The organism is Nocardia sp. MH4, from assembly GCF_019266065.1.
Lineage (GTDB): Bacteria > Actinomycetota > Actinomycetes > Mycobacteriales > Mycobacteriaceae > Nocardia > Nocardia canadensis.
In genome coordinates this window covers 156,969-181,716 of sequence record NZ_LPNR01000132.1, presented here as the reverse complement: position 1 = coordinate 181,716, position 24,748 = coordinate 156,969, and the positions used below count along the sequence as shown (strand labels likewise).

General features: G+C 69.1%; 27 protein-coding genes and 1 riboswitch. Of the genes, 12 read left to right on the top strand and 15 right to left on the bottom strand.

Translation table 11 applies throughout. The features are described 5' to 3' along the window. Positions 1-70: 70 nt before the first annotated feature. Entirely contained in the window at positions 71-1,216 is a 1,146-nt protein-coding gene (locus ATM97_RS33120; RefSeq protein ID WP_218722147.1) for an epoxide hydrolase family protein, read from the bottom strand. Between the two features lie 88 nt (positions 1,217-1,304). Between ATM97_RS33120 and ATM97_RS33115 the strand changes: the two genes are divergently transcribed. The 5 genes from ATM97_RS33115 (at position 1,305) to ATM97_RS33095 (ending at position 5,187) form a co-directional block, all read left to right on the top strand. Next, positions 1,305-1,952 (top strand): TetR/AcrR family transcriptional regulator, encoded by a 648-nt coding sequence (locus ATM97_RS33115; protein WP_218722146.1) that lies wholly within the window; start codon positions 1,305-1,307, stop codon positions 1,950-1,952. 84 nt (positions 1,953-2,036) lie between these two features. Next, the gene (locus tag ATM97_RS33110) at positions 2,037-2,459 is read left to right on the top strand and encodes a VOC family protein (RefSeq protein WP_218722145.1); all 423 of its coding nucleotides are present in this window, start codon (positions 2,037-2,039) and stop codon (positions 2,457-2,459) included. Between the two features lie 45 nt (positions 2,460-2,504). Further along, the gene (locus tag ATM97_RS33105; protein WP_218722144.1) at positions 2,505-3,311 is read left to right on the top strand and encodes an ABC transporter permease; all 807 of its coding nucleotides are present in this window, start codon (positions 2,505-2,507) and stop codon (positions 3,309-3,311) included. A 97-nt stretch (positions 3,312-3,408) separates the two neighbouring features. Beyond that, the gene (locus ATM97_RS33100) at positions 3,409-4,161 is read left to right on the top strand and encodes an ABC transporter ATP-binding protein (protein ID WP_218722143.1); all 753 of its coding nucleotides are present in this window, start codon (positions 3,409-3,411) and stop codon (positions 4,159-4,161) included. Between the two features lie 30 nt (positions 4,162-4,191). Further along, positions 4,192-5,187, top strand: a complete 996-nt coding sequence (locus ATM97_RS33095) for an ABC transporter substrate-binding protein (protein WP_218722142.1) — start codon at positions 4,192-4,194, stop codon at positions 5,185-5,187. 6 nt (positions 5,188-5,193) lie between these two features. On the opposite strand, the gene ATM97_RS33090 is transcribed toward ATM97_RS33095, so the two are convergent. Further along, entirely contained in the window at positions 5,194-6,438 is a 1,245-nt protein-coding gene (locus ATM97_RS33090; RefSeq protein ID WP_218722141.1) for a KasA/KasB family beta-ketoacyl-ACP synthase, read from the bottom strand. A gap of 39 nt (positions 6,439-6,477) precedes the next feature. On the opposite strand from ATM97_RS33090, the gene ATM97_RS33085 reads away from it, so the two are divergent. Further along, positions 6,478-7,083, top strand: a complete 606-nt coding sequence (locus ATM97_RS33085) for a TetR/AcrR family transcriptional regulator (protein WP_218722140.1) — start codon at positions 6,478-6,480, stop codon at positions 7,081-7,083. Here the strand turns inward: ATM97_RS33085 and ATM97_RS33080 are convergent. Next, positions 7,057-8,343: a M20 family metallopeptidase gene (locus ATM97_RS33080; protein WP_218722139.1), complete on the bottom strand. Its 1,287-nt coding sequence runs from the start codon at positions 8,341-8,343 to the stop codon at positions 7,057-7,059. The genes ATM97_RS33085 and ATM97_RS33080 overlap by 27 nt on opposite strands. 219 nt (positions 8,344-8,562) lie before the next feature. On the opposite strand from ATM97_RS33080, the gene ATM97_RS33075 reads away from it, so the two are divergent. The 4 genes from ATM97_RS33075 to ATM97_RS33060 all read left to right on the top strand — a co-directional run bounded on the left by ATM97_RS33075 (position 8,563) and on the right by ATM97_RS33060 (position 11,436). Beyond that, the gene (locus ATM97_RS33075) at positions 8,563-10,083 is read left to right on the top strand and encodes an MFS transporter (protein WP_218722138.1); all 1,521 of its coding nucleotides are present in this window, start codon (positions 8,563-8,565) and stop codon (positions 10,081-10,083) included. 72 nt (positions 10,084-10,155) lie between these two features. Further along, a complete protein-coding gene (locus tag ATM97_RS33070; protein ID WP_218722137.1) occupies positions 10,156-10,587 on the top strand; it encodes an SRPBCC domain-containing protein in 432 nt (143 codons plus the stop codon). Then, positions 10,577-10,906 (top strand): helix-turn-helix transcriptional regulator, encoded by a 330-nt coding sequence (locus tag ATM97_RS33065; RefSeq protein ID WP_218722136.1) that lies wholly within the window; start codon positions 10,577-10,579, stop codon positions 10,904-10,906. Before ATM97_RS33070 ends, ATM97_RS33065 begins: the two co-directional genes overlap by 11 nt. Before the next feature lie 17 nt (positions 10,907-10,923). Beyond that, complete coding sequence (locus ATM97_RS33060; RefSeq protein WP_218722135.1) at positions 10,924-11,436, top strand: SRPBCC domain-containing protein; 513 nt, start codon at positions 10,924-10,926, stop codon at positions 11,434-11,436. On the opposite strand, the gene ATM97_RS33055 is transcribed toward ATM97_RS33060, so the two are convergent. The 12 genes from ATM97_RS33055 to ATM97_RS33000 form a co-directional block, all read right to left on the bottom strand. Next, complete coding sequence (locus tag ATM97_RS33055) at positions 11,437-12,231, bottom strand: thioesterase family protein (protein ID WP_218722134.1); 795 nt, start codon at positions 12,229-12,231, stop codon at positions 11,437-11,439. It lies immediately after the preceding gene. A 68-nt stretch (positions 12,232-12,299) separates the two neighbouring features. Further along, positions 12,300-12,509, bottom strand: a complete 210-nt coding sequence (locus tag ATM97_RS33050; protein WP_218722133.1) for a hypothetical protein — start codon at positions 12,507-12,509, stop codon at positions 12,300-12,302. A gap of 86 nt (positions 12,510-12,595) precedes the next feature. Beyond that, entirely contained in the window at positions 12,596-12,760 is a 165-nt protein-coding gene (locus tag ATM97_RS33045; protein ID WP_218722132.1) for a hypothetical protein, read from the bottom strand. Between the two features lie 32 nt (positions 12,761-12,792). Then, on the bottom strand, positions 12,793-13,818 hold the full coding sequence (locus ATM97_RS33040; protein WP_218722131.1) for a linear amide C-N hydrolase: 1,026 nt from the start codon (positions 13,816-13,818) through the stop codon (positions 12,793-12,795). Positions 13,819-13,943: 125 nt separating this feature from the next. Beyond that, positions 13,944-15,584 (bottom strand): phosphomethylpyrimidine synthase ThiC, encoded by a 1,641-nt coding sequence (gene thiC / locus ATM97_RS33035; RefSeq protein WP_218722130.1) that lies wholly within the window; start codon positions 15,582-15,584, stop codon positions 13,944-13,946. Then, a riboswitch (TPP riboswitch) is annotated at positions 15,580-15,705 on the bottom strand. (Overlaps the previous gene by 5 nt.) Before the next feature lie 189 nt (positions 15,706-15,894). Then, positions 15,895-18,156, bottom strand: coding sequence for an MMPL family transporter (locus tag ATM97_RS33030; protein ID WP_218722129.1), 2,262 nt, complete (start codon positions 18,154-18,156; stop codon positions 15,895-15,897). A gap of 133 nt (positions 18,157-18,289) precedes the next feature. Next, entirely contained in the window at positions 18,290-18,478 is a 189-nt protein-coding gene (locus ATM97_RS33025) for a hypothetical protein (protein ID WP_218722128.1), read from the bottom strand. 68 nt (positions 18,479-18,546) lie between these two features. Next, entirely contained in the window at positions 18,547-19,734 is a 1,188-nt protein-coding gene (fahA, locus tag ATM97_RS33020) for a fumarylacetoacetase (protein WP_218722127.1), read from the bottom strand. Beyond that, positions 19,731-20,933 carry a homogentisate 1,2-dioxygenase domain-containing protein gene (locus ATM97_RS33015; RefSeq protein WP_218722213.1) on the bottom strand — a complete coding sequence of 401 codons (1,203 nt, stop codon included), beginning with the start codon at positions 20,931-20,933 and terminating at the stop codon, positions 19,731-19,733. Before ATM97_RS33015 ends, fahA begins: the two co-directional genes overlap by 4 nt. A gap of 74 nt (positions 20,934-21,007) precedes the next feature. Then, positions 21,008-21,823, bottom strand: a complete 816-nt coding sequence (locus ATM97_RS33010; protein WP_218722126.1) for an exodeoxyribonuclease III — start codon at positions 21,821-21,823, stop codon at positions 21,008-21,010. A gap of 16 nt (positions 21,824-21,839) precedes the next feature. Next, complete coding sequence (locus ATM97_RS33005) at positions 21,840-22,766, bottom strand: GNAT family N-acetyltransferase (protein ID WP_218722212.1); 927 nt, start codon at positions 22,764-22,766, stop codon at positions 21,840-21,842. A 138-nt stretch (positions 22,767-22,904) separates the two neighbouring features. Then, on the bottom strand, positions 22,905-23,495 hold the full coding sequence (locus ATM97_RS33000) for a peptide deformylase (RefSeq protein ID WP_218722125.1): 591 nt from the start codon (positions 23,493-23,495) through the stop codon (positions 22,905-22,907). Between the two features lie 181 nt (positions 23,496-23,676). On the opposite strand from ATM97_RS33000, the gene ATM97_RS32995 reads away from it, so the two are divergent. Together ATM97_RS32995 and ATM97_RS32990 are read left to right on the top strand one after the other, a co-directional pair. Next, positions 23,677-23,994 carry a DUF3263 domain-containing protein gene (locus ATM97_RS32995; protein ID WP_218722124.1) on the top strand — a complete coding sequence of 106 codons (318 nt, stop codon included), beginning with the start codon at positions 23,677-23,679 and terminating at the stop codon, positions 23,992-23,994. Between the two features lie 115 nt (positions 23,995-24,109). Then, positions 24,110-24,682: a LytR C-terminal domain-containing protein gene (locus ATM97_RS32990; RefSeq protein ID WP_308248709.1), complete on the top strand. Its 573-nt coding sequence runs from the start codon at positions 24,110-24,112 to the stop codon at positions 24,680-24,682. Positions 24,683-24,748 lie beyond the last annotated feature (66 nt).

Sequence of the window (24,748 nt, the reverse complement as noted above, 5' to 3'; positions counted from 1 at the left end):
GTGCATGATTCGAATGGGTCGCGACCCACGCGCCGATGAGGGGAGCGTGGGCCGCGGCACCGAAGCCGAATCAGGCGAGGCCGGCGAAGAATCGGCGGATGTCGCCGACCAGCACCTCGGGCGCCTCGTGCGCGGCGTAGTGCCCGGCCGCGTCGTTCGCGCCGCCGCTGCCCGCGGCGGTGTCGTAGGAGTTCCAGCTGACGATATTGCTGTGATCACGCTCGGCGAACCGGCGGATCGACTGGAAGTCACCGGCGAACATGGCCAGCCCGGTAGGAACCGTGGTCGGCTCGGTCGGGTGCTCGGTGGCGTGGGCGTCCTCGTAGTAGAACCGCAGCGACGAGCCCGACGTGCCGGTGAGCCAGTACAGCGCGATGTTCGCCACGACGAATCGCGCGTCGATCGACTCGCCGAACAGCTGGGCGTTCCAGCCGAGCAGCCCGACCGGCGAATCGGCCAGGGCGTAGGCCAGGGTCTGCGGCTGCTGGCTGTGCAGGGTGTTGAAGGCCATCTTGTTCTCGTGGAACCACTGCAGATGCGCCAGCGCGGCCATATCAGCTTCCGACAGGCCCTCGAACTCGGCCGGGTCGCCGGACGGGAACGAGTACAGCTGGGTGACATGCACGCCGAGCACCCGCTCGGGCGCGATCCGGCCGAGCTCGGGGGAGACCATCGAGCCGCCGTCGTTGCCGATGGCGCCGTAGCGCTCGTAGCCCAGGCGCGCCATCAGTTCCGCCCAGGCGCGGGCGGTGCGGTAGCGGTTCCAGCCGGTGCTGCGGGTCGGGCCGGAGAAGCCGAAGCCGGGCAGCGACGGGATGACCAGGTGGAAGGCCGGATCCTCGGCCGATTCCGGCTCGGTGAGGGGCGCGATCACGTCGATGTACTCGAGGATCGACCCCGGCCAGCCGTGGGTGAGGATCACCGGCGTCGCGTCGGGCCGCGAGGACCGGATGTGCAGGAAGTGGATGTTCTCGCCCTCGATCTCGGTGGTGAACTGCGGGTAGGCGTTCAGCTCGGATTCCAGCGCCCGCCAGTCGAACTCCTCGAGCCAGTACTGGGCGAGAGTGCGGACGCGCTCGGCCGGGACGCCGTAGGCGTCGCCGACGCCGGGCAGCTCGTCCGGGAAGTGCGCGCCGCGCAGGCGAGCGGCGAGGTCGTCGAGCTTCGCCTGGGGCACGTCGATGCGGAAGGGGGTGATGGTGGCCGTGGCGGTCATGTCGACTCCTTGTTGTGAAACGGAATGCTTCGTTCTGTTTCAACCGTAGCAGAACGGATCATTCCGTTTCAAGTGGTAGTCTGGATTCATGCCCAAGCAGACCGAAACCGCAGCTCAGCCCCGCCTGTCGGGCCGCAAGGCGCAAGCCGCGCGCAATGACAGCCTCATCCTCGACGCCGCCCGCGCCGTGTTCCTCGACGATCCGACCGCGCCGATCGCGGCTGTCGCGGAACGCGCGGGCGTCGGCATCAGCGCCCTCTACCGGCGCTATCCGAGCAAGGAGGTGCTGCTGCGCACGCTGTGTCACGAGGGATTGCGCCGGTTCAACGCCGAAGCGGATGCGGCGCTGGAAGATCCGGACGGGTGGCGCGGATTCGTCGGCTTCCTGGAACGCGTGGTGGAGGCCGACGTGCACTCGCTGACGGTCAAGCTCGCGGGCACCTTCACTCCCGACGAGTCGATGCTGCCCGACGTCATCCACTCGGGCGAAGTGAGCGCGGAGCTGGTGCGCCGGGCTCACACGAGCGGACGACTGCGCGCCGACTTCGATCCCCAGGACGTGGGGCTGCTGCTGGAAGCGTGCGCCGCGGTCACGATGCCCGACCCGGTGCGCACCGCCCAGCTGCGGCAGCGCGTGCTGGCCCTGCTGCTCGACGGCATGACCGCCGAGGGGGACCTGCCCGGTCCACCACCCGCCGCCGGCGAATACGCCTGGCGCTGGGAGCGCAGGCCGTGAACAGCCTGTTCGGCCCGCATCTCGGCCCTCCCGGTGGCAGACTCGGCACCACCGCGTGACCGAACCACCCTCGGGAGGCACCTCGTGAACTGGACCCTGGAAGTCGTGATCGTGCCGGTCTCCGATATCGACCGGGCCAAGGACTTCTACGCGAATCGGCTCGGCTTCGTCGTCGACCACGACACCGTGATCTCCGAGGACGTGCGCATCGTGCAGCTCACCCCGCCGGGTTCGGGCTGCTCGATCGTCATCGGCAAGGGCGCGGTGCCCGAGATGCCGCCCGGTTCGCTGAAAGGCCTGCAACTGGTGGTGCCCGATATCGAGCGGGCGCACGCCGAATTGGTGGCCCGCGGCGTCGAGGTCACCGACGTGCAATCCCTCGGTCAGAACCCCAGGCCGACACCGCATCCGCTCGACAATGTCGGCTTCGTCTTCTTCAGCGATCCCGACGGCAACGGCTGGGCCGTCCAGCAGATCTCGGCCAGGGCCGAGAAATCCTCGAGCTGATTCGAACCCTGTCGGGCGACCCGTGCGGCCGGGCACCATGCACGAATGCTGTTGGCGAGCCCCACCGAGACCGACGAGCGACGGATACCCCTGTACCGCCGCTCCGGCTTCCTGCGCGCGCTCTCGCCGATCGTGCTGCTGCTGGTCTGGCAGATCGGCAGCAGCAGCGGCTGGATCCCGGCCAAGAAGCTGCCCGCGCCCTCGGTCGTCTTCGACGCGGGGCTGGAGACCTTCCAGTCGGGCCAGCTCGGGGACGCACTGCTGGTCTCCGGCCAGCGCGCGCTCTACGGCTTCGTCCTGGGCGCGGTGCTCGCGCTGGTTCTCGGCGTCCTGGCCGGACTGAGCAAGATCGGGGAGTACGCGGTCGATCCGCCGTTGCAGATGATCCGCACCATCCCGCTGTTCGGCCTGATCCCGCTGTTCATCATCTGGTTCGGTATCGGTGAGGAACCGAAGGTCTATCTGATCGCCCTCGGCGTGTTCTTCCCGCTGTACCTCAACACCTTCGCCGGCATCCGCCAGCTCGATCCCAAGCTGCTCGAGCTCGGCAGCGCCCTGCAACTGGGCCTGGCCGAGCGGCTGCGGTTGCTGATCCTGCCCGGTGCGCTGCCGCAGATCCTGGTCGGCGTGCGGCAGAGCCTCGGCATCGCCTGGCTCTCGCTGATCGTCGCCGAACAGATCAACGCGAGCGCGGGTCTGGGCTTCGTCGTCAACAACGCCCGCGAATTCCTGCGCACCGACATCGTGGTGTTCGGCCTGGTGATCTACAGCTTGCTCGGCCTTGCCACCGACTCCATCGTGCGCCTGCTCGAACGCCGCGCCCTGCGCTGGCGCCCGGCGGTCCACCGCTGATGTCCGCCCCCGCTCCCCGCGCCGATCGCCGGACCCACTCCGTCCCGGCCTTCGGCTGGCCCGCCACCCGCCGCCGCACTACCGCGAGGATCCCGTCATGACCGCTGCCGCAGTCACTCCCATCTCGGCCAAGGCCGCCGCGCGGATGCCAGCAACGCGAATCGCCGGTCTGGGTAAGAAGTTCGGCGAACGGATCGTGCTGGACGGGATCGATCTCGAGATCGGGGCTGGCGAGATCGTCGCGCTGGTCGGTCGCAGTGGGTCGGGCAAGTCCACGCTGCTGCGGATTCTCGGCGGACTCGAGACCGCCGGTCGCGGTGAGGTTTCCGTCGCCGGCAGGCCGACGATCGTGTTCCAGGAACCGCGGCTCGTTCCGTGGCAGCCGGTGGTCCGCAATGTCGCGCTGGGCAGGCCGAAGCCGCGCAATCGGCGCGCTGACGACAAGGCCGCCCGCGATCTGCTGGCCGAGGTCGGCCTGGCCGGGCGCGCGGACGCCTGGCCGCTGACCCTGTCCGGCGGCGAGGCCCAGCGCGCGGCGCTGGCCCGCGCGCTGGTGGCCGAGCCGACGCTGCTGCTGCTCGACGAGCCCTTCGGCGCGCTCGACGCGCTGACCCGCCTGACCATGCACGAGCTGCTGCTCGGCCTGCACGCCCAACGCGCGTTCGGAGTGCTGCTGGTGACCCACGATGTGCTCGAGGCGATCACGCTGGCCGACCGCGTCCTGGTCCTCGACGAGGGGCGCATCGCCGCCGAGGTATCCATCGACCTGCCGCGACCGCGCACGGCGGCCGCGCCCGAGGTCGCCGAGTACGCCACGCGGCTGCTGGCCCTGCTCGGCGTCACTTCCTGAGATGTCCACCCCCGCACGAAAGTTGTTCCCGTGAAACGCACTCCGAAGTCCCGCCTGGCCGGGCTCGCCCTCGCCGTCGTCGCCGCGCTCTCGCTGAGCGCCTGCGGTGACGACGCGGCGACCGACGCCGCGCCGTCGGGCCCGGTCGATCTGAGCACCGTCACGTTGAAAGTCGGGGACCAGAAGGCGATCTCGATCGAAGTGCTGCTCGCGGCCTCCGGTCAGCTGGAGAACCTGCCGTACAAGATCGAGTTCTCCACCTTCACCGCCGGTCTGCCGCTGGTCGAGGCGGCCAGCGCCGGCGGCATCGACATCGCGCAGACGGGCAACACCCCGGTGATCTTCGGTGCGGCGTCCAACGCCGACATCAAGATCGTCGGCGCGCTCTCGGCGACCGGAAAGGGCGACGCGATCCTGGTCGGCAAGGACTCATCGATCGGCTCTGTCGCGGCCCTGAAGGGCAAGAAGGTCGCGGTCTACAAGGGCAGCTCGGCCAACGCGAATCTGCTGCTGCAGCTGCAGAAGGCGGGCCTGTCGCTCGGCGATGTCGAGCCGGTCTACCTCGCTCCCGCCGATGGCTACACCGCGCTGACCCGCGGCGATGTCGACGCCTGGGCGACCTGGGATCCCTACACCGCCATCGCCGAGAAGGAGATCGGCGCCAAGCCGATCGCGACCGCCGATCAGGCCGCCAACGGCTACAACTTCTGGGTCGCGGGCAAGCACGCGGTCGGCGACGCGGGCAAGTCGGCCGCGATCGCGGACTTCTTCCAGCGCTACGCCGCCGCCACCAAGTGGTCCTCGGACAATCTCGACACCTGGTCGACCAAGTACGCCGAACTCACCCAGATCAGCGTCGACGCCTCCCGCACCACCTGGACCCGCTCGATCAAGCAGCCGATCAAGCTCTCCGATCCGGTGATCGCCTCGGAGCAGGAGATCGCCGACGCCTTCACCAAGGCCAAGGCCATCCCGGGCAAGGTCGACTTCGAGTCCTTCGTCGACACCAGGTTCGACAAGGCGTAAGCGCCGCTACGCTTTTCCGAATGCCAGGGCGACGTTGTGCCCGCCGAAACCGAACGAGTTGTTGAGCGCGTAGTCGATCCGCTGCGGGCGGGCAGTGCCCGCGACGATATCGAGCTCGATCGCCGGATCGGGGTGGTCGAAATTCAGGGTGGGCGGGACGATCTGCTCGCGCAGACTCAGTATCGTCAGCACCGACTCCAGCGCGCCCACCGCGCCGATCGAATGGCCGAGCGCTGATTTCGGCGCGTACACCGAGGCGTCGGGGGTGACCGCGGTGATGGCCGCGGCCTCGGAGGCATCGCCGACCGAGGTCGACGTCGCGTGCGCGTTGACGTGGTCGATGTCGCAAACCCGCAGTCCCGCGGTCTGAATCGCCTTGCGCATCGCACGGGCCGCCCCGGCGCCCGCCGGATCGGAGGCCACGATGTGGAAGGCGTCGGAGGTGATGCCCGCGCCGAGCACCCTGGCGTGGATTCGCGCGCCGCGCGCCCTCGCGTGCCGTTCGGATTCGAGCACGAGCAGCGCGCCCGCCTCACCGAAGACGAAACCGTCGCGGTCGCGCTCGAACGGGCGCGAGGCGCGTTCCGGCTCGTCGTTGCGGGTGCTCATGGCCCGCATCATCGCGAAACCCGCGATGGGCACGGGGTCGATATGGCCCTCGACGCCACCGGTGACCACCACGTCGGCCTCGCCCGTGCTGATCAGCCGCCACGCGTGCGCGATCGCCTCCGATCCCGACGAGCAGGCCGAGACCGGCGCGAAAACGCCGCCCTGCGCGCCGATCTCGAGTCCGACGGTGGCCGCGGGGCCGTTGGGCATGACCATCGGGACGGCCAGCGGCGAGACCTTGCGGTAACCGCCCGCGCGCATCGCGTCGACGGCGTCGATCAGCGCGTCACCGCCGCCGAGCCCGGTGCCGATGGCCACGGCCAGGCGCTCGGGGTCGACCGCAGGCGCGCCCGCCGCCCGCCAGACCTGCCTGCCGAGGACCAGGGCCATCCGCTCGACGTAGGAGTGCCTGCGCTGTTCGATCCGGGTGAGTTCGGCGTCGGGTGCGGTGACCAGCGGTCCGCCGATCCGGACCGGCAGGTCGTGGTCGGCGAGGAATTCCGGTGCCAGCGCGCGGATTCCGCTCTCGCCGCGCAGCAGGCGCGACCAGGTCTCGTCGATGGTGTCGGCGAGGGCGGTGGTCGCCGCGTACGCGGTCACCACGACACCGGCCCGAGTTTCTGAAGCGATCGGTACAGTCACGCCGTCATGGATACCTGTAGCAGTCGCTACAGTCAACCCATGGCCCGTCCTCTCGACCACCGCAAGCGCGCCGAACTGCTGGCCGGTGTCGTGGCGTACATCGCCGCGCACGGCCTGGCCGAACTGTCGCTGCGCCCGCTGGCCGCCGCCCTCGGCACCAGCTCGCGCATGCTCATCTACTACTTCGAGACCAAGGAGGAACTGCTGGTCCAGGCGCTGGCGACGCAGCGCCCCGACCTCGCGGCGGTCTTCGCCGATGTCACCGAGCCCGCCCAGTTGCGTGCCCGGCTGACCGGCTTCTTCGACCTGAACTCCGAGGGCGCCGAGGCCGACAGCGTGCGCGTGCTGTTGCAGGTGCTCGGTGCGGCGTGTGCCCCCGATTCGCCGTACCAGGACTACGCGAACGCGGCGATCGCCACATTCGTCACCGAGCTCGCGGCCGCGCTGCGCCGCACCGGCCTGGCCGCGGACCCCGAGGTGGTCGCGACCCTGCTCGTCTCCGGGCTGCGCGGCATCCTCCAGGACCGGGTGATCACCGGCGACCGGGAGCGCACCGGCCGGGCCGCGCGCGTCCTCATCGACGCCGCGCTCCCCGAGCCGGTGCGCCGAGCATCGCCGTCACCGGGGGACGACTGCTCCGCGTAGGTGGTCGTAGGCCAGGTAGGTATGCAGACGCACGCCGGTCACCAGCGTGTCGTCGTCGGCGTAGAAGTGCGGGTTGTGGTTCATGTACATCCCGCGTCCGCCCGGCGTCGGCTCCAACCCGGCCGCGCCGCCGAATTCGGTGTCCTGCACGCCGAGCGTGACGTAGAGGCCGCCGTATCTGTTGACGAACTCGGAGACGTCGTCGTATCCGAGGGTGGGCGTCGTGGCCACGACCCGCTCGTCGCCGACGACCTTGCGCAGGGTCGGCAATGCCGCGTCGACCCAGGGTCGCAGATTGTGCACGGCGGGCACGTCTTGCAGGTACTCCACGGTCGCCGTGCAGTTGTAGGCCTGGGCGGAGTGGGTGGCCAGCGTTGCGAGCCGCTGCCGCACCTGCGCCATATCGGCTTCGACCGAACACCGGATGGTGCCCCACAGCGTGACCGTCCGGCCGACGATATTGAACCTTCCGACGTCCTCGATGTGACCGATGGTGACGGTGACCGGATCGAAGGCGCTGAGCTGGCGGTAGATCTGCCCGATCCCGGTGAGGACGGCCCCTGCCGCGGGCATCGGGTCGATGCCCATCCACGGCGTCGACCCGTGGACCTGCTCGCCGGTGATGACGATCTTGATCAGGCTCGAGGCGCCGAACTGGTTGCCGACCCGATAGCCGATGTAGCCCTTGGGATACGGCGTGACATGGAATCCGAATGCCATCGTGGGCGCCGGATCGTCCAGTGCGCCCTCGGCGAGCATTTCCCGCGCGCCGCCCTTCTCCTGGACCGGTGGACCTTCCTCCGCGGGCTGGAACACGAACAGTACGGTGCCGGGCAGGTGGTCGCGGACCCCGGCCAAGACCGTGGCCGCGCCGAGCAGCATCGCGGTGTGGCAGTCGTGCCCACAGGCATGCGACACCGGGAACGGGCCGCCGGGATAGTCGTCGTCGACGACGGTCGACGCGAACGGCACTCCGCACTCGTCGGGCACCGGCAGGGCATCGATGTCGGCGCGCAACGCGATGACCTGGTCACCGGGCAGGCCACCGGTGAGAACGCCGACGACACCGTGGCCGGCGATACCGGTCCGAACCTCGTCCAGCGGCAGCGACCTGAGGTGGTCGGCGATGAGCGCGGCGGTGTCGACCTCGCGGTTGGACAGCTCCGGGTGCTGGTGCAGGTGGTGCCGCCAGGCGATGACCTGGTCGGCCACGGCGGCCGCGTCCCGGTCGAACCGGTCGTAGATCGAGCTCTCGGACATCGGTTTCTCGCCTCCGTCGCCTCGCCCCAGGGAAACAAACGTGCTGTACGAGCGGGACAGATCATACGGCGACAGGACAGCGTTGCCGGGCAACCCGACCGGTTGCCCACTCCGGGGTTGCGCTCCGGCCGCAACCGTCGGCGACTGGGTAGGTTGAGCAGCGGATCGAGCGCCACGGATCCGGAAACCGGTCGGTGATCAGGAATCGGGTGATGCGCCATGGTGGACGAGACCACGAAGACCTACGGTTCGGTGCGCTGGGTGATGCTCGGGGTGCTGTGCGCCAGCCTGTTGCTGGTGGCGATGGACGCCACGATTCTCAATGTCGCGTTGCCCTCGCTCATCGACGACCTCCAGGTCGGGCCGCTCGAGCAGCTCTGGATCATCGACATCTACGGCCTGGTGCTCGGCGGTCTGCTCATCACCACCGGCGCGCTCGGTGACCGGGTGGGCCGGAAGCTGTTGTTCATCAGCGGTTTCGTGCTGTTCGGCGTCGCCTCGGTGGTCGCGGCGACCGCCGGGAGCGCGGCTCAGCTCATCGGCGGACGCGTGCTGCTCGGCATCGGTGGCGCGATGGTGATGCCGTCGACGCTGTCGCTGATCCGCAACATCTTCACCGATGTGCGCGAGCGCACGATGGCCATCGGGATCTGGGCCGCGGTGGCCGGTGTCGGCGCGACGGTCGGCCCGATCATCGGTGGTTTCCTGGTCGAGCACTTCGGCTGGTCGTCGGCGTTCTGGCTGAACGTGCCGGTGGTGCTGGTGACGGTGGTGGTCGGGCTGTGGGTGCTGCCGGAATACCGGGCGCCGCAGGCGGGCAGCCTCGACTGGTTCGCCGCGGCGCTGTCCATGATCGGCATCGTCTGCCTGGCTTGGGGCATCAAGCATCTGGCGAAAGGTGAAGCGGGATCGGTCGACTGGGTGGTCCTGCTCGTCGGGATCGGCGCGATGGTCTGGTTCGTCCGCCGCCAGCTCACCGCCGACGATCCGCTGCTGGACGTGCGGTTGTTCCGCAACAGCGCGTTCACCGCGGCCGCCGTGGCGACCCTGCTGGCCATGATGGCGATCGGCGCGGCGATGTTCCTGGTGTCGCTGTGGCTGCAATACGTGCACGGCTACAGCCCGTCCCAGGCCGGCATCCGGATGCTGCCCGCCGCGCTCACCCTGCTCACCGCCTCGCTGCTGACGCCGATGCTGATGGAGAAGTTCGGTGTCCGCGCGGTGCTCGGCGTCGGGCTCGGCGCGGTGTCGCTGGGGTTCCTGCTGCTGGCGGTGAGCCCGGAGCCGACGACCTATCCGGTGGTCGCGCTGGTGCTGGTGTCGTTCGGGCTCGGCGACGGGATGGCGGTGACCGCGGCCGCCGCGGTGCTCGTCGGTGCCGTGCCCGCCGATCGGGCGGGGCAGGCCGGGGCGGTCGAGGAGACCAACTACGAGGTCGGCGTCGGTTTCGGCGTCGCGCTGCTCGGCAGCCTGCACGCGCGGATCTTCAGTCAGCACATGACGAACCTGCCGGTCCCGGCCGACCAGGTGGAGCAGGCGAGCGGCTCGGTCGGCGGGGCCTACGAGGTGGCCACCGACCTGCCCGAACCGGCGCACACGCAGGTGGTCGACGCGGCGAGCCATGCCTTCGACACCGCGCTGACCACGACGTCGTACATCTCCGCGGTGGTGGTGGCGCTGGTGGCGATCGGCACGGTGTGGCTGGTCCCGCGCGGTTTCCGGGTCACCGGCGGCCACTGACCTTGACGCAACCATTCGGTTGCCATACTCTGAGTTGCAACCAACTGGTTGCTACTGACTGAGGAGAACACCATGGGATTCCCTGATCAGATCGTGCGGACCGTCGAGCTCGCCCATCCACCCGCCAAGGTGTGGGCGGCCATCACCACCGCCGAAGGACTCGCGAGCTGGTTCGGCAATACCGCCGAGATCGACCTGCGCCCGGGCGGGGACATGCGGATGACCTGGAAGGAAGGCTTCGCCGCCGACATGCGGGTGGAGCGGGTCGAGGAGCCGACCGTGTTCGGCTACACCTGGCCGATCAACGGCCTGCCCGACGACGACCCGCGACGCACCTACGTCGAGTTCACCCTCGAACCGCACGGCGACGGCACCCGGCTCACCGTCGTCGAATCCGGGTTCGCGCAACTGCCCGAGGATGCGCACAAGGAGGCGTTCGAGGGCAATGTCGGTGGCTGGAAGAGCGAGCTGGGCGAGCTCGTCGAGTACCTCGATGCGGCCTGAGCTCGAGGCCACCGCCGAACGGGTCTTCGTCGCGCTGGCCGATCCGAGCAGGCGGTCGGTCCTGGCCGCCCTCGCCGCGCACGGCCCCGCCACCGCGACCGACCTCGCCGATCGCCTGCCCATCACCCGTCAGGCGATCGCCAAACACCTCGCTCTGCTGACCGATGCGGGCCTGGTGATCCCGGAGCCGGGCGAGCGCAGGCGCGTGCGCTATCGCCTCGACTCGGCGCCGATGCAAGTGGCACAACAATTCCTGGCCGCCCTCTCGCGTGATTGGGACAGCCCCTTGGACGCGCTCCGCCGGCATCTGGACGGCTGAGCCCGGAAGGAAAAGCAATGAGCACCAACGATTTCACCGCCACCATCACCGTCGACAAGACCCCGGCCGAGGTGTTCGCCGCTGTCAACAATGTCTGGGGCTGGTGGTCGGAGACCATCGAGGGCACCACCGGCACGGTCGGCGACAGCTACCTGTTCGAGGTGCCCGGCATCCACCGCTGCACCCTGACCACCACCGAGTCGGTGCCCGGACGCAGGCTGGTCTGGCATGTCACCGACTCGCATCTGTCCTTCATCGAGGACACGACCGAGTGGGAGGACACCGATATCGTCTTCGACATCGCCGAAACGGCCGACGGCACCGAAGTCCGTTTCACCCATGTGGGTTTGGTGCCCGCGGGTGAATGCTACGAAGTGTGCTCCAACGCCTGGGGCGCCTACATCACCACCAGCCTGCGCGGCCTGCTCACCACCGGCCAGGGCGATCCGTTCCGCCGCACCAGCACCGCGGAATCGGAGTTGCTCAAGCACGGCAACGGCGACCTGGTGAACCTGGACGTGCTGCGCTGATCAGCCGCGCGGCGCGATGAGCAGCGTCTGTGTGCTGCGCCCGATCGGCCCGGTCTCGTCGAATATCGCCGATTCGGCGAGACCGATGCCGTGCGGCTGCGGATGGGTCACCGCGTCCAGGCACACCCATTCCCCGACCGGCTGCCGGTGCAGGGTGACGGTGAGGTCGGTGTTGATGAACAGGTATTTCGACCAGTCGAGGACCGCGCTGACCCCGTTGCCCGAATCGGCGGCGGCCAGCGTGCGCTCCAGTGGACTCGGGGTGGTGCCCGCGACAATCGGGTACTTCACCCGGATCCAGCAGACCGCGGGGCCGGGCGCGGTGAAAGAGCCTGCGGTGAAACGGTATTCGATGCCCGTGTGGAAACCGATCTCCTGATCGGACGGGAACACCTCCGGCTCTGTCGCCGAGGGCAGCGGCCGGGAACCGGTCGGCAGGAATTGCTGGGGGAGATCCAGCGGCGGATCGGCGACCTTGAGCCGCCACGCGTTGGCCTGCATCACCGGCCCGCGATCCGACGACAAGGTCGCCTCGATCAGCTCGACGCTGCGCCCCGACCGCACCACCTTCGTTCGTGCGGTCAGCGGTGCGAGCGGCACCGGCCCGAGAATCTCGACCGCGACCCGCCCGACCTGGAAGCCGGGTCGCGGTTCGCACCGCTCGATGACATGCCCGAGGAGCGCCGAGGGTGGCCCGGCATGCTGCGCGTCCGGTGACCAGGGTCCCCTGGTCAGCTCGGTCGACAGGTAGCGGCTCGGGTCCGCCGGGTCGGGGAGATAGAAGGCATCGGCCACCTCATCGACGTTACCCCGGACAACGATCCGGCTTCCCCGGTGGCCCGATCGCCGGGACCGATCTTGTCTCAGGCCTGGGCGCTGCCCGTGGAAAGGGCGGTGATCAGGTCGAACAGCGGGCGCAGGGCGCACGGACTGGTGTCGGAGGTGCAGCCGATGGACGACGAGCCGGAGTCGGCGACCGGGGAGGCCGCCTGGGCGGTGCCGAGCGGGGCAGCGAAGGAGATGGCGGCGGCCGCGACGGCGCCGGCGACGAGACGTGTGGTGCGAGCTGACATGCAAGAACCCTACTGACCGGGCTCGGCGAGGAAAGCCCCCGAAATTCCGGGCTCGCACCGTCGGGCCGATTTCTCGGCGGACGATCCTACGGTCGGAGATCCAGGATGGTCACCCGGACGTCCGATTCGATGATCAGCTCGACGACCGGATCGGGGGCCGCCTCCCGGTCCGGTCCGAGCGTATCGCGCAGCACCGTGCTGAGAACGGCACCGGGCAGCGCGGGATCGGTCCGTTCGCGTCCGAAGAACATGTGCGGCAGCAGCCGAAGGGTGGTGTGGACGGTCAGGGGGTCGGGGTCACGTCGACGCACCAGGGGGCGGCGGTGTCGATGGGGGTGACGTCGGCTTGGTCGAAGTCGAGGTTGCCCACGTCGACGGCGCACCAGACGGGGCTGTCGTAGTAGCGGACGAAATAGCGGCGGTGGTCGGGGGCGAGGGCGGCGATGGTCGACCATTCGGTGTATTCGATGGAGGCGGGGCCGTCGTCGCCGGAACGGACGAAACCCTTGGGGATGTCGAAACTGTCGAGGATGTGGGCGGCCACGAGGGCGGAGCCGGTCGCGTCGGCCGCGGGTTCGGCGGCCTGGCTCAGCGCGACCGCGCGGACGAAACGGGAGGGTGGGGTGAAATCGCCTGGCAGGCCGAGCATTCCGCTGCCCTGGCCGAGGGCGCTCACGTCGTATCCCGACAGCGGCAGGTCGGGGACATTGACGGCGGAGAGATTGACGTAGTTGCCGGTGTTGAGCAGATGCCACTCGAACGGCGGTGAATTCGTCAGGACCGACAGCGGATTGTCGTGGAGCTGGAGGTCACCGTCGATGTATTCGGCGACCAGTGAACTGCCGCTCGCGTCGTGCAGGGTGTAGTGCAGATCGATGGGCTGACCGGTGCTCGGATCGGGCAGACCCCACACCAGCACCCGCTCCAGCGCGGCCGCCGCCTCGCTCACCGTCGCGCAGGTGGACAGCAGGTAGTTGCCGACATCGTGGATCTGCGACATCGACTCGGATTCGTGTCCGACGGGGACCGACTGGTACTCGGTGAAATGCGGCAGATACAGCGCACCGAAATACAGACCGGCCTCGTTCACGCCGTCGAGCAGGCAATCGCGGCCGAGCAGATTCATGCCGACCGTGCCGTACGCACCGCGCCAGGAATAGCCGGGAACGTCCGGGTCCGGGCTCTTGGCCTGATACGACATGCCCCGTGGGAAGACGATCATCCGTGACTCGAGATCGAACGCGAATTCCATAGTCCGCCCGGCGGTGACCGAGCCGTCCTCGGCGGTGACGGTGAAAGAGGTGCACATGCGGGTGATCCCTTTCCGGTCGGTACAGAAAAGGCTGCGCAGAGCTGTTCTGCCGGGACAATGCTAGCCCCGGAAACGGCCGGGACCGGCGCGGCGCAGCCGTGCCGGTCCCGGGAAACCGGAGGTCAGACCACCGGCAGGTAGACCTGGTTGCCGTGGTCGGCGAACTCGGCCGACTTCTCGGCCATGCCGGCCTCGATGGCGGCGACGTCGGTCAGGCCCTGTTTCTCGGCGTACTCGCGCACGTCGGCGGAGATACGCATCGAGCAGAACTTCGGACCGCACATGGAGCAGAAGTGCGCGGTCTTGGCGGGCTCGGCGGGCAGCGTCTCGTCGTGGTACTCGCGGGCGGTGTCCGGGTCGAGCGAGAGCGCGAACTGATCGTGCCAGCGGAATTCGAAACGGGCCTTGGACAATTCGTTGTCGCGGTCCTGGGCGTGCGGGTGGCCCTTGGCGAGGTCGGCGGCGTGGGCGGCGATCTTGTAGGTGATCACGCCGACCTTGACGTCGTCGCGGTTGGGCAGGCCCAGATGCTCCTTGGGGGTGACGTAGCAGAGCATCGCGGTACCGGCCTGCGCGATGATCGCGGCGCCGATCGCCGAGGTGATGTGATCGTAGGCGGGCGCGATATCGGTGGCCAGCGGGCCGAGGGTGTAGAACGGCGCCTCTTCGCAGAGCTCTTCCTCGAGCTTCACGTTCTCGACGATCTTGTGCATCGGCACGTGGCCGGGGCCCTCGATCATCACTTGCACGCCATAGGATTTCGCGATCTTGGTGAGCTCACCGAGGGTGCGCAGCTCGGCGAACTGGGCCTCGTCGTTGGCGTCGGCGATGGAGCCGGGACGCAGGCCGTCGCCCAGGGAGAAAGTGACGTCGTAGCGCGCCAGGATCTCGCACAGCTCCCGGAAGTGCGTGTACAGGAACGATTCCTGGTGATGGGCCAGACACCACGCGGCCATGATCGACCCACCGCGCGAGACGATGCCGGTGACCCGCTTGGCGGTCAGCGGGATGTAGCGCAGCAGTACGCCCGCGTGCACGGTCATGTAGTCGACACCCTGCTCGCACTGCTCGATCACGGTGTCGCGGTACATCTCCCAGGTGAGCTTGGTGGGGTCACCGTTCACCTTCTCCAGCGCCTGGTAGATCGGCACGGTGCCGATCGGGACGGGGGAGTTGCGCAGGATCCACTCGCGGGTCTCGTGGATGTTCTTGCCGGTCGACAGATCCATGATGGTGTCGGCGCCCCAGCGCGAGGCCCACACCATCTTCTCGACCTCTTCGGCGATCGACGACGACACCGCCGAATTGCCGATATTGGCGTTGATCTTCACCAGGAACTTCTTGCCGATGATGGTCGGCTCCAGCTCCGGGTGCTTGTGATTGGCCGGGATCACCGCGCGACCGGCGGCGACCTCGTCGCGCACCAGCTCCGGGGAGACGCCCTCGCGCGCGGCGATGAAGCGCATCTCCGGGGTGATGATGCCCTGGCGCGCCCAGGCCAGCTGGGTGGGCGGGCCGTCGACGGTGGGCCGGTCCCACTCGTCGCGCAGCTTCGGCAGGCCTGCCTCGAGGTCGATCACCGCGTTGTCGTCGGTGTACGGGCCGGAGGTGTCGAAGACGTCGAAGTGCTCGCCGTTGGTGAGGTTGATCCGGCGCACGGGAATGCGCAGGCCGTCGACCTCTTTGTAGTGCTTGACGCTGCCCTGGATCGGCCCGGTGGTGACGGTGTCGACCGCCCCGGTCGAAGACGTGGCTGTGCCCATGATGGTTCCTCCCTACGCCGGCATTACCCGGTCAGGTTCATACGGTCGACGGCCCTGATCGCCCGAGAAATGGGCTAGCCGTCCTCTCAGCCCGCTGGTGCGAGCCCCCGTGCTGGTCGGAGCGCTGGCGCGCTCGAGTTCGCGGCCCCCTGTGTCCCGCCGATGGGAGGCCGTTGCTTGCTTCTTCGTCGCCTACGCAACAGCCTCCCATCGGCGGGACGGCCGCGAACCCGCCGCTGCGCGGCGGACCCTCCTCGAGGTCGGGGAGTGCGTGGCGGTTCACAGTGTAGGTGCCGGGTTGGGCTGATCGCTAGCGGACGGCGACCTTGTCCTGGGCCACGACCGGGGCAGGCTCGGCATCGTCGGCTTCGTGCAGCCCGAACCTGTTGTGCAGCACCACCAGTGGCTTGGGCGCCCACCAGTTCCAGGTGCCCATCATCCGCATCAGGGCCGGGGCGAGCAGGCCGCGGATGACGGTGGCGTCGCTGATCACGGCCAGCGCGCAGCCCAGGCCGAACAGCTTCATCATCGACACGTCGGAGGTCGCCACGCCGAGGAACACGATGCTCATGAGCAGGGCGGCGGCGGTAAAGATGCGGCCGGTGCGGGCCACGCCCATGGCGACGGCCTCGGTATTGCCCTCGGTCGTCTTGGGCCCGGCCAGCCACTCCTCCCGGATGCGGGAGAGCAGGAACACCTCGTAGTCCATCGAGGCGCCGAAGGCGAGGCTGAACATGAGGATCGGCATGGCCAGGTTGAGCGTGCCGGTAGAGGTGAAGCCGAGCAGCCCCGACAGGTTCCCCTCCTGGAAGATCCACACCATCGCGCCGAACGTCGCCGCCAGCGACAGGATGTTCAGCGCCAATGCCTTGACCGGGAGCACCACGCTGCCGGTGAACAGGAACAGCAGCACCAGGGTGGTGATCGCGATCAGGGCCCCGGCCAGCGGCAGCTTGCCGGTGATCGCGGTGACGGAGTCCTGATTCAGCGCGGCGGGGCCGGTGATCAGGGCCTCCGACGGCGCCGGGACGGCACGCAGCGCGTCGAGCTGGATCCGGCCCGCGTCGGAATAGGGGTCGAGCGTGGTCGCGACCGACAGATAGGTGCCCGCCGACGGGTCGGCCATCTCCGGCACGCCCGGCGCCACCCGCCACCCGTTGCGGTAGACCGCGGCGCTGCTGAGCACGGCGGGCACGTCCGGCACCTTGGACAGGGCGAGGGCGTAGCCATCCAGTTCGGCGGGCGTGCCACGGAACTCCGGCAGCACGATGGTCGCGCTCGCGGCCATATCGGCGTCGAACTCGGTGCGCAGCACGTCGCCGACCTCGCGACTGGCCACGCCGGTGGGCAGCGAGCGGTCGTCGGGGTAGCCGAACTGGACGCCGAGGAACGGCGACCCGAGCAGCAGCAGGAACGCGGTGGTCGCCAGCGCGATCGGCAGCGGCCGCTTCATCACGGCGGTGACCAGGCGGTACCAGAACGTCTGCTGGGGCTGCTTGTCCACGCGCGGGGCCCGCCGGAACAGCTTGCGCAGCGGCGCGCGCAGGTCGACGGCGTCGATCCGGGTGCCCACCAGGATGAGCAGGGCGGGCAGCACGATCACCGCGGCGGCGGTGGCGGCGGCGACCACCGCGATGCCCGCGTAGGCGAACGATTTGAAGAAGTACTGCGGGAACACCAGCAGCGCCGACAGCGACAGCGCGACGACCAGCGCCGAGTAGACCACCGTGCGGCCCGCGGTCTGGATCGAGCGGAGCACCGCGGCGGCCGGTGTCGCGCCCCCGGTCAGTTCCTCGCGGTACCGGCTGACGATGAACAGGCTGTAGTCGATCGCCAGCGCCAGGCCGAGCGCGGTGGTCATGTTCAGCGCGAAGATCGACACGTCGGTGACGGAGGTCAGCACGCGCAGGATGCCCAGCGCCGCCGCGATGGCGAACAGCCCGATCGCGATGGGCAGCGCCGCGGCGACGACACTGCCGAACACCACGGCCAGCAGCAGGCCGGTCACCGGGATGGCCACGGCCTCGGCGATCACCAGATCCTTGCTGATCTGGACATTGATGTCGGAGAACGAGGCCGCCAGCCCGCCCGCCTCGACCGTCACCGGCCCGCTCTCGACCTGCACTTCCTTGCTGAGCTTGCCCGCGCGGTCCGGTAGCTGGGCGTCGTCTCCTTCGATGCTGGCCAGGATGAGCGCCCGCTTGCCGTCCTTGCTGCGCAGCGCCTGCTTGAGGTCCGGTCGCGAGGTCCAGTACGACTGCACGCCGCTGACGATGTCGGAATGGCCGCGGAGCTGGGCGATCGCGGTGTCCGCTGCGGCGCGTGCGGCTGGTGAATCGGCGCCGTCCTCAGCGGTCACCAGCAAGACGTAGTTCGGCTCGGAGCCGGGGAAATGCTCGTTCAGATACTGGCTGGCCTGCACCGAGTCGAGATCCTCGGTGACGAATCCGCCCGATTTCATGTGCGAATGCACGGTGGCGCCGATCGCGCCGCTGAGGATCATCAGTAACAGGGCGACCGCGACGACCAGTCGTGGTCGGGCCACGGCGGCGCGGGCGATTCTCGTCAACATCGTCGGGCTCTCTGCTAGGGATCGTCGAACGTCACCGTATCCCGCACTGAAATCCGCTCGATACCACCCCAAGGTGGAGGTTGACCCGTACTATCTCCGCCCCTGGGTGGTTGCCGGAGGTACCGCTACCGATTCACCCCGTCGCCGATCCACTGGTCAGGGCGCCCAGCAGATTGGCGATGATGTGCTCCGCCTGTTCGGAGGAGCTCGGTGCGCAGGTCGGCGGATACGGTGGGCAATCGGCCGCGGCCGGCGCTGCCAACGGCAGCTGAGCGAGGCTGATGAGGGCAAGACCGGCCATGGCGGCAAGGGAGGCTTTCATGGTTGGTCACGGTATCGATGCGGACGGGAGCCGGGCCAGACCCGAGTTTCGGGGTGGCTCCGGCGGCGTCAAGCGGTGCGGGCGGGCAGGATTCGTCCACCGACCTCGCCGAGGCCGATGCGGCGGCCCGCCGTGCCGGGGGCGGTGGCGGTGATCGTCACCTCGTCGCCGTCGGCCAGGAAGGTCCGGGATTCCCCACGCACGGCGACGGGTTGCGTTCCGCCCCAGGACAGTTCGATGAACGAACCGCGCTGGTCGGGCTCCGGGCCGGAGATCGTCCCGGAGGCGTAGAGGTCCCCGGGCCGGACCGAGGCGCCGTTGGCAGTGAGGTGGGCCAGCATCTGCGCGGGCGACCAGTACATCCGCGCATAGGGCGGGTGCGCCACCACGTCGCCGTTCCAGCTGACGGTCAGGTCGATGTCGAGGCCGTGGTCGTCGGTTCCGCGCAGGTAGGGCAGCGGTGGCGGGTCCTGCGGTGGCAGCGCGACCCTGGCCTCGGCCAGCGCGGCGAGCGGGGTGATCCACGCCGAGATCGACGTGCTGAACGACTTGCCCAGGAACGGCCCGAGCGGCTGGTACTCCCAGGCCTGGATGTCGCGGGCCGACCAGTCGTTGACCAGGGCCACGCCGAAGACGTGCTCGGCGAAGTCGTCGACGTCCACCGGAACGCCGAGCGGCGACCCGGTGCCGACCACGAAACCCAGTTCGGCCTCGATGTCGAGTCGCCGCGACGGCCCGAAATCCGGGGTCCCCGCATCGGTGCGACGCTGGCCCCGCGGCCGGATGATCGGGGTCCCCGACACGACGACGGTCCCGGCCCGGCCGTGGTATCCCACCGGCAGGTGCCGCCAATTCGGCAGCAGCGGTTCACTGTCGGGCCGCAACAGCCTGCCGAGATTGGTGGCGTGGTCGATGCTGGCGTAGAAGTCGACGTAGTCGCCGATTTGTACGGGCAGCGCCGTCCGCACGCCGTTGACCGGGTGCACCGCCTCGATCGGCAGCTCGGTGTCCGCCAGTTCCCGCAGGCGGGCGCGCACGGTCCGCCAGTGCTCGGGCCCGGCGGCCAGCAACGCGTTCAACGACGGCTGGGCGAAGACGGGATCACCCAGCAGCGCGACGAGATCGAGCACGGTATCGCCCAGCCGGGCCCCGACGCGGAAGCCGCCACCGGGCGGCGCGAAGACGCCGTAGGGCAGGTTCTCCGGCCCGAACAGCGAGTCCGGCGCGACCTCGACCCGCAGCAGTCGCCCGCTCATCGCAGCCCCGGTCCGCGGCCCGACCAGGTCCAGGCATAGGCCGGATCCTCGCAGGCCAGCGCGCCCTCGCCGAGTTGCAACGGCCGGAAGGTATCGACCATCACCGCCAGTTCGTCGAAGAACTCGGCGCCGATGCTGCGCTCGTAGGCGCCGGGCTGCGGGCCGTGCGCGTAGCCGCCGGGATGCACCGACACCGAACCCTGGGTGATCCCGGAACCCCTGCGCGCCTCGTAGTTTCCGCCGCAATAGAACATGATCTCGTCGGAGTCGACATTGGAGTGGTAGTAGGGCACCGGGATCGACAGCGGGTGATAGTCGACCTTGCGCGGCACGAAGTTACAGACCACGAAATTGATGCCCTCGAACGCTTGGTGCGCCGGCGGCGGCTGATGTATCCGGCCGGTGATCGGTTCGAAATCGGCGATGTTGAAGGTGTAGGGATACAGGCAGCCGTCCCAGCCGACCACGTCGAACGGGTGCGTCGCGTAGATCATCCTGGTGCCCACCACCTCCGCGCCCGGCCGATGCTTGACCAGCACCTCCACCTCCTCGCCCGTGGCGAGCAGGGGTTCGGTGGGTCCGTGCAGGTCCCGTTCGCAGTACGGCGAATTCTCCAGCAGCTGACCGAATTTCGAGAGGTACCGTTTGGGCGGGGTGAGGTGGCTGGACGCCTCGATCACATACGCGCGCACTGGTTCCTCGCCCGTGGGCAGCCAGCGATGGGTGGTGGCGCGCGGCATGATCAGCTGGTCGCCCTGCCGGACCGGCACCGTGCCGAACACGCTCTCCACCACGGCCGCCCCGGATTCGACGTACACCAGCTCGTCGCCGATGGCATTGCGGTACAGCGGCGACGCGCCCTTGGCGACCACGTACGAGATGCGCACATCGGCGTTGGCGAGCAGCAGTCTGCGGCCGGTCACCGGATCGGTCTTGGCGGGGGTGTCGCCGGGGAACAGGTTCGGTAGCCGCAGATGGCGGTGGCGCAGTGGGTGATTCGGGGTCAGCGACTGGTCGGGGAGTTCCCAGACCGTCGCATCGACGATCGCGGGCGGTAGGCCGCGGTGGTAGAGCAGCGAGGAGTCGCCGGAGAAGCCCTCCTCGCCCATCAGCTCCTCGTAGTAGAGGTTGCCCCGCTCGTCCCGATGCTGGGTATGCCGCTTCGGTGGAACATCGCCGAGCCGCCGGTAGAACGCCACAAGCACACCTCCCGCTCCGTCGCAGGTCGGATGATCCTGTCATCCACGGTACCGCTCGAGGCGCGCGAGACGGCTCAGTCGGAGAACTCCGCGATGACCGGGGCGTGGTCGCTGGCGCCCTTGCCTTTGCGCTCCTCCCGGTCGACCGAGGCGTCCTTCACCTGGTCGGCGAGCGCGGCCGAGGCCAGGATGAAGTCGATGCGCATGCCCTCCTTGCGGGGGAAACGCAGCTGGGTGTAGTCCCAGTAGGTGTAGACGCCGGGGCCGGGCGCGAACGGACGCATCACGTCGCGGAAACCGCTGTCGAGCATGGCCTGGAACGCGGCCCGCTCGGGGACGGAGGTGTGGGTCTTGCCCTCGAACAGCTCCGGGGCCCAGACATCGTCGTCGGTGGGGGCGATGTTCCAGTCGCCGACCAGCGCGATCTCGGCCGCCGGATCCTGGGCGAGCCAGTCGGTCGCCCGCTCGCGCAGGGTCGACAGCCAGCTGAGCTTGTATGCGTAGTGCGGGTCGTCGAGGGCGCGGCCGTTGGGCACGTACAGGCTCCACACCCGCACCCCGCCGCAGGTCGCGCCGATCGCCCTGGCCTCCACCACCGGCGACTCGATCAGCGAGTCACCGGCGTTCTTGTCGAAGCCGGGCTGGCCGGGGAACGCGGTCTCGACGTCGGTGAGCCCCACCCTGGACACGATCGCGACGCCGTTCCACTGGTTCAGCCCGACGTGGGCGACCTCATAGCCCGCCTGGTCGAACTGCTCGTAGGGGAACTGGTCGTCGCGACACTTGGTCTCCTGGATCGCCAGCACATCGATGTCGTGGCGGTCCAGGAAGGCCGTCACGCGATCGACGCGGGAGCGGATCGAGTTGACGTTCCAGGTGGCGAGACGCACGGGTCGCGGTCCTTTCCTACGACGCGCTCGGCGGCGCGGCGTAGCGGTAGCTGTGGTGTTCCAGGAAGCCGAGTTCGCGGTAGAGCGCGAGCCCGGTGGCGTTGCCTACCTCCACCTGCACGTAGGCGTGGGTGGCGCCGTGGTCGGCGCCCCAGCGGATCAGCTCGGCGCACAGCAGCGAGGCCAGGCCGTTGCGGCGGTGCGCGGTCGCCACCGCGACGCAGGTCAGGCCGACCCAACGCCTGCCGTCGGGCGCGGTGGTCACCGCGCCGCGGCCGATCGCCAGCGCCTCCGGCAGGCCGAGCGAGGCGAAACCGAGGGTGCCGTCGATGACCGAGGTGAGCACCGAGACGTCCGGTTCCCGGACGGCGGGGTCGAGCGGGATCTCACCACGGTAGCGATGCGTCGTCAGCCAGCCCTGATCGGGCGCGTCGGTGATCTTGACCATCGACGGTCCTTGCGGCAGCACGAAATTCGCGATGTCGAGGCCGAGGACGACGGTCTCGCTCCAGGTGTTCCAGCCCGGCGGCACCGGCGCGAGCCGATCGGGCAGCTGCAGCAGCAGCGGCAGCCCGTTGGCGGTGTACCAGTCCGCGATCTTGTGCATGGTCTCGATCGACAGCACCGCTGGCAGGCCGGACTCGCCCAGTGGCACCGCGGAATTCGCGCGCCCGGTGTAGCCGTTGCCCGCGCGCGCGAGCCAGCCGTCGATCCACAGGTGACCGCTGCCCGGCCAGGCGGCCGCCGCCGCGGCCTCCAGCGAGCGGATCTCCTTGGTGCGAATCGGTCTCGGCCCCAGGGCTTTCAGCGCGACAACCCGATCGGGCGCCACGGACACCAGTTCGCCCTCGGCGGTCCGCACCGAGGGCGGGCTCAGCGACACCAGCTCACCGATCACATCGGTGAGCGGCTGCGGATACCCCTCCGGCAGCTGGTACCGCATGACGACGCGGCGACCGAGCGGGATCACAGTTCTCGGCCGCCTCGATCTGGACTGACCAGAGGGCGCGACGAAGCAGTGCCCGGCGGGAGGGAAGATCGAGGGAACAGACCGAGAACTCGCGGCGCCGGCCGCCATGACTCAGTCGTCATGGCCGAACGGGTCGGGCACGGTGCCGGGGATCCAGCTCAGACCCGGTATGCCCCAGCCGTTGCGCTTGATGGCCTTCTTCGCCGCGCGGGCGTTGCGGCCGATCAGCACGTCGACGTAGAGGAAGCCGTCGAGGTGGCCCACCTCGTGCTGGAGCATCCTGGCGAAGAAGCCGGTGCCCTCGATGTCGACGGGCTCGCCCTTCTCGTCGGTACCGGTGACCCTGGCCCAGTCGGCGCGGCCGGTGGGGAACTGCTCGCCCGGCACGGACAGGCAGCCTTCCTCGTCGTCGTCGGGATCGGGCATGGTCTCCGGGATCTCGGAGGTCTCCAGCACCGGGTTGATCACCACGCCCTTGCGGCGGATCGGCTTGCCCGCGGCGTCGAAGTCGGGGCAGTCGTAGACGAACAGCCGCTTGCCGACCCCGACCTGGTTGGCCGCCAGCCCGACACCCTTGGATTCCTCCAGGGTGTCGTACATGTCCGCGATCAGGTCGGCCAGCTCGGCCGGCGTCTCCGTCACCGGTGCGGTGGGGTTGTGGAGGACGGGGTCACCGACGATCACGATCGGGAGAATTGCCATGGGCGCCATTATCGCCGGTCGCGCGGGTGCGTGGGCGGCGACCCCTGTGGGGCACGACACCCCTACTGGCCCGTAGTCAACACGCCGGGACATCGGTCGAAGGATCCGGCTCCTGCGTGGTTGAATGATCCGCGACGTGCAAGCGTCATTTTCATCTCGTGATACTCGGCGAGGGAGCAAGATGGACGGCGCAGCGGCTCGCAACATCGAGGCGGGAACCACACAGGACTCGGCCCCCGACGAAAGCAGCGGGCTGAGTCGCCGTGAGCTCGACATCCTCGACTTCGAACGCAAATGGTGGAAGTACGCGGGCGCCAAGGAGGACGCGATCCGCGAGCTGTTCGCCATGTCGGCCACCAGGTATTACCAGGTGCTCAACGCGGTCGTCGACAAGGACGAGGCACTGGCGGCGGACCCGATGCTGGTCAAGCGCCTGCGCAGGTTGCGGGCGAGCAGGCAGAAAGCGCGCGCAGCGCGCCGACTCGGTTTCCAGGTCTGAGGTGTCCGATGGCGCCACTCACCGGCCCTCCGTGGTCACGCAGGCTCCCGTCTTCGGGCCGTGAGTTCGCGTCGCGCGGGGCCACACAGCACTCGTTGCGACTAGGGTTGCGCGGGTGAGCAACCCGAATCCCACCCCCGGCGGCCCGCCGCTGCGCGCGCTGGCGATGGTGTTGATCGCCCTGGCCATCGTTTTCGCGGGTCTGGGTGCGATGTCGTTGTCGAACTCCGGTGCCGACTCCGCCGATTCGGCCGAGCAGACCGAGACGACGACGTCGAGCGTGGTCGCGCAGGCGCCGGCCACCACCGCTGCCACGGCCACCAGCGCGGCCGCTGCCCCGACCACCACCACCGCGACGACGACCGTCGCGCCGAGCACCACCACGGCACCGCCGACCACCGCGCCCGCGGCCACGGTCGATCAGAGTGTGCCCGTGCGGGTGCTGAACAACAGCCTGGTCGCCGGTCTGGCCGCGCGCACCGCCGGCGAGCTGACCTCGTCGGGCTGGAGCAATGTCAGTACCGGCAACTACAGCGGCGAGAACCTCACCACCACCACGGTGTTCTACGGCGGCGGCGCGGGCGACAAGGCCGCGGCCGCCGAGATCGCCGCGGAGATCGGCGGGACCGTCGCGCCGAAGACCGGTGACACGTCGCCGGGCGTGATCGTCGTACTGACCGGTCGCTGAACGAGGCTCGGCACGCGGTGCCGAGTGGGGTACTTGCGCTGTGGCATCATCTTGAGCGGTACAGCC

What these genes read in the sequence shown, in the direction of transcription:
- ATM97_RS33005 (WP_218722212.1), bottom strand. Translation starts at nt 22,766, where the DNA reads ATGCGGTACCAGCTGCCGGAGGGGTATCCGCAGCCGCTCACCGATGTG.
- fahA (WP_218722127.1), bottom strand. Translation starts at nt 19,734, where the DNA reads ATGAGCGGGCGACTGCTGCGGGTCGAGGTCGCGCCGGACTCGCTGTTC.
- ATM97_RS33070 (WP_218722137.1), top strand. Translation starts at nt 10,156, where the DNA reads ATGGGATTCCCTGATCAGATCGTGCGGACCGTCGAGCTCGCCCATCCA.
- ATM97_RS33025 (WP_218722128.1), bottom strand. Translation starts at nt 18,478, where the DNA reads ATGAAAGCCTCCCTTGCCGCCATGGCCGGTCTTGCCCTCATCAGCCTC.
- ATM97_RS33040 (WP_218722131.1), bottom strand. Translation starts at nt 13,818, where the DNA reads ATGTGCACCTCTTTCACCGTCACCGCCGAGGACGGCTCGGTCACCGCC.
- ATM97_RS32995 (WP_218722124.1), top strand. Translation starts at nt 23,677, where the DNA reads ATGGACGGCGCAGCGGCTCGCAACATCGAGGCGGGAACCACACAGGAC.
- ATM97_RS33115 (WP_218722146.1), top strand. Translation starts at nt 1,305, where the DNA reads ATGCCCAAGCAGACCGAAACCGCAGCTCAGCCCCGCCTGTCGGGCCGC.
- ATM97_RS33050 (WP_218722133.1), bottom strand. Translation starts at nt 12,509, where the DNA reads ATGTCAGCTCGCACCACACGTCTCGTCGCCGGCGCCGTCGCGGCCGCC.
- ATM97_RS33000 (WP_218722125.1), bottom strand. Translation starts at nt 23,495, where the DNA reads ATGGCAATTCTCCCGATCGTGATCGTCGGTGACCCCGTCCTCCACAAC.
- ATM97_RS33030 (WP_218722129.1), bottom strand. Translation starts at nt 18,156, where the DNA reads ATGTTGACGAGAATCGCCCGCGCCGCCGTGGCCCGACCACGACTGGTC.
- ATM97_RS33045 (WP_218722132.1), bottom strand. Translation starts at nt 12,760, where the DNA reads ATGTTCTTCGGACGCGAACGGACCGATCCCGCGCTGCCCGGTGCCGTT.
- ATM97_RS33060 (WP_218722135.1), top strand. Translation starts at nt 10,924, where the DNA reads ATGAGCACCAACGATTTCACCGCCACCATCACCGTCGACAAGACCCCG.
- ATM97_RS33085 (WP_218722140.1), top strand. Translation starts at nt 6,478, where the DNA reads ATGGCCCGTCCTCTCGACCACCGCAAGCGCGCCGAACTGCTGGCCGGT.
- ATM97_RS33105 (WP_218722144.1), top strand. Translation starts at nt 2,505, where the DNA reads ATGCTGTTGGCGAGCCCCACCGAGACCGACGAGCGACGGATACCCCTG.
- ATM97_RS33075 (WP_218722138.1), top strand. Translation starts at nt 8,563, where the DNA reads ATGGTGGACGAGACCACGAAGACCTACGGTTCGGTGCGCTGGGTGATG.
- ATM97_RS33080 (WP_218722139.1), bottom strand. Translation starts at nt 8,343, where the DNA reads ATGTCCGAGAGCTCGATCTACGACCGGTTCGACCGGGACGCGGCCGCC.
- ATM97_RS33120 (WP_218722147.1), bottom strand. Translation starts at nt 1,216, where the DNA reads ATGACCGCCACGGCCACCATCACCCCCTTCCGCATCGACGTGCCCCAG.
- ATM97_RS33065 (WP_218722136.1), top strand. Translation starts at nt 10,577, where the DNA reads ATGCGGCCTGAGCTCGAGGCCACCGCCGAACGGGTCTTCGTCGCGCTG.
- ATM97_RS33100 (WP_218722143.1), top strand. Translation starts at nt 3,409, where the DNA reads ATGACCGCTGCCGCAGTCACTCCCATCTCGGCCAAGGCCGCCGCGCGG.
- thiC (WP_218722130.1), bottom strand. Translation starts at nt 15,584, where the DNA reads ATGGGCACAGCCACGTCTTCGACCGGGGCGGTCGACACCGTCACCACC.